This is a genomic window from Dehalococcoides sp. (assembly GCF_041654235.1).
Taxonomy (GTDB): Bacteria; Chloroflexota; Dehalococcoidia; order Dehalococcoidales; family Dehalococcoidaceae; genus Dehalococcoides; species Dehalococcoides mccartyi_B.
This window is the reverse complement of the sequence record NZ_JBAZDW010000013.1, coordinates 21,479-28,795: the sequence shown is the minus strand read 5'-3', so window position 1 is coordinate 28,795 and position 7,317 is coordinate 21,479. Positions and strand designations below refer to the sequence as shown.

Sequence of the window (7,317 nt, the reverse complement as noted above, 5' to 3'; positions counted from 1 at the left end):
TTTGGGGTTTTGAGTAAAAGTGGTTGGTGTCTGTTAAGACTGCGTAAACTTTATAATGTTTATAGTTTCTTATAAAACATAAAAAATGTCAACTCCGGATAAAACTATAATTCCTGGTATATGTGTTAAAAAGACCCAAAGTTTTGCGGATTTAAATAGCAGACAGGTAAAAATAGGCATGAGTTGGCAGGTTAAAACGGGGGAAATAAATTTTAACTGGGTGTAGGATTATTTAATAATGATGATTTGGATTATGCTGTATTGCATTTTCAAAAGATAAAAATGGCAAGCAGGTATGGTTTGGATAGATGATTTTTTTGGGGAATATAAAATAAAGTGATGAAAGACGGGAGGGGTAAATAATTGGTGGCAGCGGGTAGATTTGAACTACCGACCAAGGGCTTATGAGTCCCCTGCTCTGCCACTGAGCTACGCTGCCACTAAAGACGTATTGTAAAATCTGCAAGGAGTATTTGTCAAATATTCCAAAAGCCGGGGTAAGGCGCAGTATAATCAGCCTGTAAAGGTATCCAAGGGTATTTGGGGTTAAAATTTGGCAAATATGCAAGCTGGCAAGGTATAGGGCTTTTAAAAAGGACTGAAAAGTGTTAGATTTTGGTGTTGTTTTAGCGTTTTATGCTAAAATAGCAGCGTTGAGAATAAACTTTGGGAGCGTACCATGGCGCTGACTCAAGTTAAAAATAATACTTCAAATATAGAATCAATTACTTATGGCAACCTTACCTGGATAAATATTGAAAACCCGCAAGAGGTTGATACCGAGTATTTGGCGGCTAACTATCCGTTCCACCCGCTGGACCTTGATGATGTACTGTCACGCCGTCAGCGGCCCAAGGTTGACGAATACAACGAGTATCTATTTTTTGTGCTCCACTTCCCGTTTTATAATAAGGAACTGCGGACTACTGTGCCGGCTCAGCTTTCGGTATTTATCGGGGGGAACTATCTTATCACCCTGCATACCGGCAATCTGAAACCACTGGTAAAGCTTTATCGTGAAATGGAGCTGGATGAGAGTTCCCGCCCTGAATATTTTGACCATGGTTCAGGTTTTTTGATGTACCGCATTGTTGACAGGTTGGTAGACTATTGTCTTCCCATTACTGTAAAGCTGCTGGATAATCTGGAAGAAGTGGAAGATGACATTTTTGCCGGTTCTAACAGTGACCTTAATATTGTCAAAGACATTGCCCTGCTCAGGCGGGATATTATTGCCACCCGGCGGATTATCTGGCCGATGAGGGCGGTCATTGGTTGTTTGGAAAATAAGCTCAGAAAATTTATAAATCAGGATATGTCTGTTTATTTTGGAGATATGACAGACCACATGGATAAAATATGGGATACTCTAGACGAGACTAAAGAGGTCATAGAGGGCTTAAGCTCCACCTTTGACTCCATGTCTTCCCACCGGACTAATCGGGCTATGCGTATTTTAACCATTGTGGCTACCATTTTGCTGCCGTTTACTATGGTAGCCAGCATCTTCGGCATGAACATCCCCCTGCCTTTTCAAAACTCGGAGAATGCCATTTACTTTGTGGCGGTTATTACAGCTATTATTGTGAGCTTGATGCTGTACATGTTCCGCCGTGTCCGCCTTATTTAGTTCTGCCGGAGAAAAATTGTTATGAATGTTTCCAGCCGCCTGCTCATTGTAAGTGGTTTGTATATTACTTGCCTTATTACCGCTAATCTTATAGCGGTGAAAATTATTGCCTTGGGAGACGTATTTCTGCCGGCGGCGGTGATAGTGTTTCCTTTCAGCTATATCTTCGGAGACGTCCTGACCGAGGTTTACGGTTTCCACTGGGCACGGCGGATTATCTGGCTGGGCTTTATCTGTAACCTTATTTTCGTAGTCTTTGTGGCTCTGGGTCAGGTACTGCCGGGTGCGCCTTTCTGGGAAGGGCAGGCGGCTTATGAAACCATACTTGGTTATACTCCCCGGATTTTGCTTGCCTCGTTTTTAGGGTATCTGGTAGGTGAATTTGTAAACTCGTTCATTATGGCCAAGCTGAAACTGCGGACCAAGGGGCGTTACCTCTGGCTGCGTACCATTGGTTCTACTCTGGCGGGGCAAGGGCTGGATACTTCCATATTTATTATGGTGGCTTTTCTGGGTACGCCGGTATTTGTGCCGATGATGATACTCTATCACTGGGGTTCAAAAGTGCTTATTGAAGCAGCAGCCACACCCCTTACTTACAGGCTGGTAAATTATCTGAAAAAGGCTGAAAACAGCGACCACTTTGATACAGCTACCAATTTCAGCCCTTTCAAGCTTTAGACAGGGGTCAAGGTACAAAGGTGGAAATAGTATTTTTAGGTGCTCATAATTGCGAAACCAAAACCACCCGCCCCAGTTGCCTCATGCTTTCCGGCGGGGTGGTGCTGGACGCAGGTGCTATTACCGGAAGCCTGACATTGGACGAACTCTATAGCCTGAAAGCGGTTATTTTAAGCCATGCCCATTATGACCACATAAAAGATGTGCCGCTACTGGCTATGAATTTGGCTTACGGCTTGAAAAGTGTGGATATTTACGGCAGTCAGGCCGTTGAAGAAGTAGTCACCAAGCCGCCTTTTTCCGGCGGTTTTTACCCTGATTTTTTTACCCGCCCGCCCTCTGCTCCGGCTTTGCGGTTTAATAAGATTACCCCCGGTTTGGAATTTGACTGTCAGGGTTACCGTATATTGCCGGTATCTGTCCCTCATTCCAGAGATACCACCGGTTTTTGGGTAAAAGACTTAAACGGGCATTCGTTTTTTTATACCTCGGATACAGGGTCTGGTCTGGGGGCTGTCTGGGAACAGGTTAACCCCGAACTGCTTATTATTGAACTGACCATGCCGAACAAACTCACTGAGCTGGCTTTAACCTCCAAGCACTTGTCACCTGAGCTTTTGGAGACGGAGCTTTTACTGTTCAGGGAGATGAAAGGTTATCTGCCCCAAATAGTTACCCTTCATACCACGCCGTTGTTTGAAGAAGAGATTAAAACTGAAATACAGGCAGTAGCGGATAGATTGGCTGCTGACATATTTATGGCCAGTGAAGGGCTGAAACTCCGTCTGGGAGAATAGGTATGTTTGCTGTCTCTGAGCCGCCGCGTTTTCTGGTTGACCAGAATGTGGGGAAACTAGCCGTTTACCTGAGAATGCTGGGTTTTGATGCCCGCCGTTTTGGCAACGGGTCTGACCGTCAGCTTCTTTCCGAAGCCCTTGCCGAGGGGCGGGTAATACTTACCCGTGATCATCTGCTTAGGGAAAGGCGGCTGGTTAAAAAGGGTAATTTAAAGGTTATGCTCTTTGAAACCGAAGTGGCGGAAGACCAGCTTCGGCAGCTTTTGTCGGATATGGTGCTGCATTCGTTTATATTACCTTTCAGCCGTTGCATAGAGTGCAATTATCCCCTTTATCCCGTCATGAAAGAAACCCTGTCTGAAAAAGTGCCTCCGTATGTTTACCAGAACCAGACTGAGTTCAAAGAGTGCCATCACTGCGGGCGGGTTTTCTGGAAGGGAAGCCACTGGCAGGCCATGCAGGAAGTATTAAACAGACTGGGTGTTGATAATAACCCCTCTTGCTGATAAACTCGTCTTAGCCTTAGCGAAAGCTGGTAGGAAATGGAAATAATCTCAAGCGTCCAAATGCGCCAGATAGAAGATGCCTGCCTGAAACAGGGCATTAGCACCGAAACCCTGATGGAAAATGCCGGCAGGGCGGTGGCTGTGTTTGCCCGCCATCTGCTGGAAGAGCAAAATGGCTGTCGGGTGCTGATACTGGCGGGTGCGGGCAATAACGGGGGTGACGGGCTGGTTGCCGGACGTTATCTGCGGAGCTGGGGTGAAAAGGTAAGCATATTTGTGCCTTTTATAGATACCCCAAAAGGCACAACCGTTCAAGGCTGTTTGGAAGCCTCAGGTGATATATTTGCAGGTTTAGCGGAACTTGAAGAGCATCTGGCGGATGCAGATTTGGTAATAGATGCTTTGCTGGGTACAGGCGTAAACCGCCCGCTTGAAGGCATTTATAAAGAAGCTCTGCAAATGACAGCAAACGTTAGAAATACCAGACCAGAGATGCAAGTGCTGGCTGTAGATTTACCCTCCGGTTTAAATGCTGATACCGGGCAGGCGGATGACGCTTGCCTAAAGGCGGATTTTACACTTTCGCTGGGCATTGCCAAGCAAGGGCTTTTTACCCACCGCGGGCTGGAATTAAGCGGGGCGGTTTCGGTGGCGGATATCGGCATACCGCCTGAACTGACAACCGATATCCAAGCCGTTTTGATTGAAAAAGACTGGGCAAAGAGTGTTTTGCCTGTTCGTTCCCCCCATGCCAACAAGGGCAGTTTCGGGCGGGTGATGATTGTAGCCGGGAGTGACCGTTATATAGGGGCGGCCATACTAGCAGGGAGTGCCGCTATGCGTGTTGGTGCGGGCTTGGTTACACTGGCTTTGCCGAAAAGTTTGACTGGAGCGGTAGCGAGCAGAATACCTGAAGCTACTTATCTGCCTTTGCCTGAAGTATCCTCCGGTACTGCAGATAACTCTGCTGCACGCCTTGTCCTGAGTGAACTGGGTAAATATGATGTACTCCTTATAGGGCCGGGTCTGGGTCAAACCGGGTATTCCGCCAGACTGGTTACCGAAGTGCTCTCAAACCTGCCCGTGGGGCTTAAGGTTATAATAGACGCAGATGCATTAAATATACTTTCAGCTATCCCGGATTGGTGGCTGGAATATAAATTTGATGCGGTACTCACCCCGCATCCGGGTGAAATGGCCCGTCTGGCAAAAACTACCACCGAGGCTGTTCAGTCTGACCGTTTCGGGCTTTGCCAAAAGTTTGCCTGCAAATGGGGCAAGACGCTTATCCTGAAAGGTGCCGGGACAATAGTGACATCACCGCAGGGGGAAACCCTGTGCAATCCGGCGGCTAACCCTGTGCTGGCTTCAGCCGGTACGGGTGACGTACTTGCCGGAATAATAGGCGGTCTTTTGGGGCAGGGCGTAAGCCTTTTTGAGGCGGCAGGACTGGGAGTTTACCTGCACTCTCTGGCCGCAGAAGCATTGCGGAGTGAGATAGGTGATGCCGGTGTACTGGCTTCGGATTTGCTGTTAAAATTGCCTGTGATTATAAAAGGATTGAAACAGGACTAAGTTATGAATAAACAAGCTGCCACAGAAAAACTTGTTGCCGTAGATATCGGCAATACCAGCGTAAATATAGGTATATTTGAGGGTGAACAACTGCTGGCAAACTGGCATTTGGGTTCAGTTGCCCAGCGTATGGCTGACGAATATGCCAGCCTGCTTTTAGGTCTTTTGCAGCATGCGGACATACAGGCGGGAGAGCTAAACCGTGTAATTATGTGCAGCGTTGTGCCGCCCCTGACCACTACTTTTGAGGAAGTGTTTAAAACCTATTTCAAGGCTACACCTTTGGTAGTGGGTGCAGGTATCAAGAGCGGGGTTAAGATACGCATGGATAACCCGCGTGAGGTTGGGGCTGACCGCATAGTAAATGCCGCTGCCGCCAGAGTGCTTTATCCCGGGGCGTGCATAATAGTGGATATGGGCACAGCTACCACTTTTGATACTCTTTCGGAAAGCGGGGAATATATAGGCGGGGCGATTGCACCAGGTATTGCCACTTCGGCTCAGGCCATTGTGGAGAAAACTTCAAAACTGCCCAAGATTGAAATAATCCACCCCGCCAAAGCCATCGGCTCCAACACTGTTTCGGCTATGCAGTCAGGGGTGTATTTCGGTTATATAGGGCTGGTGGAGGAGCTGGTCAGGCGGATTCAGGCTGAACTGGGGCAGAAAGCCAGAGTGGTGGCTACCGGCGGTTATGCCTCACTGATAGCCGAAGGCAGCCGTATTTTTGATATAGTCCGCCCGGACCTTACCCTTCAGGGGCTCAGGTTTATTTACCAGATGAATAAGGTTTAGTGATTTTTATATATTAAAATAGGAAACGTATGGAACGGCAGCAGCTATCCTTCCGGTTAAAACATCTTGTGAAGGGGGCTTGCCGGGGGAGTGCAGAAGGATATGAATAAAGAACAGACGGTAGTTCTGGGGATAACCGGCAGTATTTCTGCCTATAAAGCGGGGGATATTGCCTCCAAGCTCCTTGCCGAAGGGTATACAGTAAAAGCGGTTATGACCGAAGATGCCTGCCGCTTTATATCCCCCCTGACCATTCGGACTCTCAGCCACCAGCCGGTAGTGACCAGTATGTGGGATATAAACTCCGAATACAGCGTGGAGCATGTCTCTCTGGCAGAGGAAGCAGACGTTATTCTGGTAGCTCCGGCCACCGCCAATATTATTGCCAAACTGGCCTGCGGGCTGGCGAATGATATGCTTTCGGCTACTATTCTGGCCTGTAAATCACCAGTCATAATAGCCCCGGCTATGAATGACAATATGTACTCAAACCCCATCACCCAGCAGAATATTTCAAAGCTGAAGGAATGGGGTTTTATATTTGTAGAACCGGAATACGGCCGTCTGGCTTCGGGTAAAACGGGGCAGGGCAGGCTGGCTTCACTGGATAAAATACTGGGTTCAGTTACTCAGGTATTGGCTAAAAGCGGCCCTTTGGCGGGTAAAAAGCTGGTTATCAGCGCCGGTGGCACCCGCGAGCCGGTTGATCCGGTGCGTTATGTGGGTAACCGCAGTTCCGGCAAGATGGGGTATGCTCTGGCTGAAGAAGCCGTCAGACGGGGTGCCAGCGTCAGGTTGGTTTCGGGTGTTACCGACAGGCCTGTATCTTTTGGAGTTGACATAAAATACACCGAAACTGCGCTGGAGATGTTTGCTGCCCTTAGAGAAGCAGTCAAAGGGGCAGATGCTTTGATAATGACAGCCGCAGTTGCGGATTACCGTCCGGAAAAACCAGCCGTGGACAAGATTAAAAAGGGGGCTGAGGGGCTTGATTTGCATCTGGTGGCCAACCCGGATATATTAGCTTCCCTGCAGGGTGATTTTATAAAGGTGGGGTTTGCGGCTGAAAGCCGTGACCTTATGATAAATGCCGTTAAAAAAATGACTGACAAAAATCTGGATATAATAGCGGCTAACGATATCAGCCAGCCGGATAGCACCTTTGGTTCAGATACTACCCGCCTGACTCTCTTCTTTAAAAACGGCCGGGTAGAGGAATTGCCGCTTTTAAAGAAACAGGAAGCGGCCGCCAGACTCCTTGATGAAATTTCAGGTTTACTTTAAAACTTGATTTAATACGCCCAAAATAGGATTATATATTTCAAGTCAAATG

7 protein-coding genes and 1 tRNA gene are annotated in these 7,317 nt (G+C 47.7%); 7 read left to right on the top strand and 1 reads right to left on the bottom strand.

Annotated elements, in window-relative coordinates; translation table 11 throughout:
* Positions 1 to 364: 364 nt before the first annotated feature.
* Positions 365 to 439, bottom strand: a tRNA-Met gene (locus WC259_RS02955).
* 240 nt (positions 440 to 679) lie between these two features.
* On the opposite strand from WC259_RS02955, the gene WC259_RS02950 reads away from it, so the two are divergent.
* From WC259_RS02950 to coaBC, 7 genes are all read left to right on the top strand, one after another.
* Positions 680 to 1,630: a magnesium transporter CorA family protein gene (locus WC259_RS02950; RefSeq protein ID WP_011308945.1), complete on the top strand. Its 951-nt coding sequence runs from the start codon at positions 680 to 682 to the stop codon at positions 1,628 to 1,630.
* 21 nt (positions 1,631 to 1,651) lie between these two features.
* Complete coding sequence (locus WC259_RS02945; protein WP_011928840.1) at positions 1,652 to 2,311, top strand: queuosine precursor transporter; 660 nt, start codon at positions 1,652 to 1,654, stop codon at positions 2,309 to 2,311.
* Between the two features lie 20 nt (positions 2,312 to 2,331).
* A complete protein-coding gene (locus WC259_RS02940) occupies positions 2,332 to 3,108 on the top strand; it encodes an MBL fold metallo-hydrolase (protein ID WP_011308947.1) in 777 nt (258 codons plus the stop codon).
* 2 nt (positions 3,109 to 3,110) lie between these two features.
* Entirely contained in the window at positions 3,111 to 3,614 is a 504-nt protein-coding gene (locus WC259_RS02935; RefSeq protein ID WP_011308948.1) for a Mut7-C RNAse domain-containing protein, read from the top strand.
* A gap of 36 nt (positions 3,615 to 3,650) precedes the next feature.
* On the top strand, positions 3,651 to 5,189 hold the full coding sequence (locus WC259_RS02930; RefSeq protein WP_372643109.1) for an NAD(P)H-hydrate dehydratase: 1,539 nt from the start codon (positions 3,651 to 3,653) through the stop codon (positions 5,187 to 5,189).
* A gap of 3 nt (positions 5,190 to 5,192) precedes the next feature.
* On the top strand, positions 5,193 to 5,984 hold the full coding sequence (locus WC259_RS02925; RefSeq protein ID WP_011308950.1) for a type III pantothenate kinase: 792 nt from the start codon (positions 5,193 to 5,195) through the stop codon (positions 5,982 to 5,984).
* Positions 5,985 to 6,086: 102 nt separating this feature from the next.
* Positions 6,087 to 7,268, top strand: a complete 1,182-nt coding sequence (gene coaBC, locus WC259_RS02920; RefSeq protein ID WP_011308951.1) for a bifunctional phosphopantothenoylcysteine decarboxylase/phosphopantothenate--cysteine ligase CoaBC — start codon at positions 6,087 to 6,089, stop codon at positions 7,266 to 7,268.
* Positions 7,269 to 7,317 lie beyond the last annotated feature (49 nt).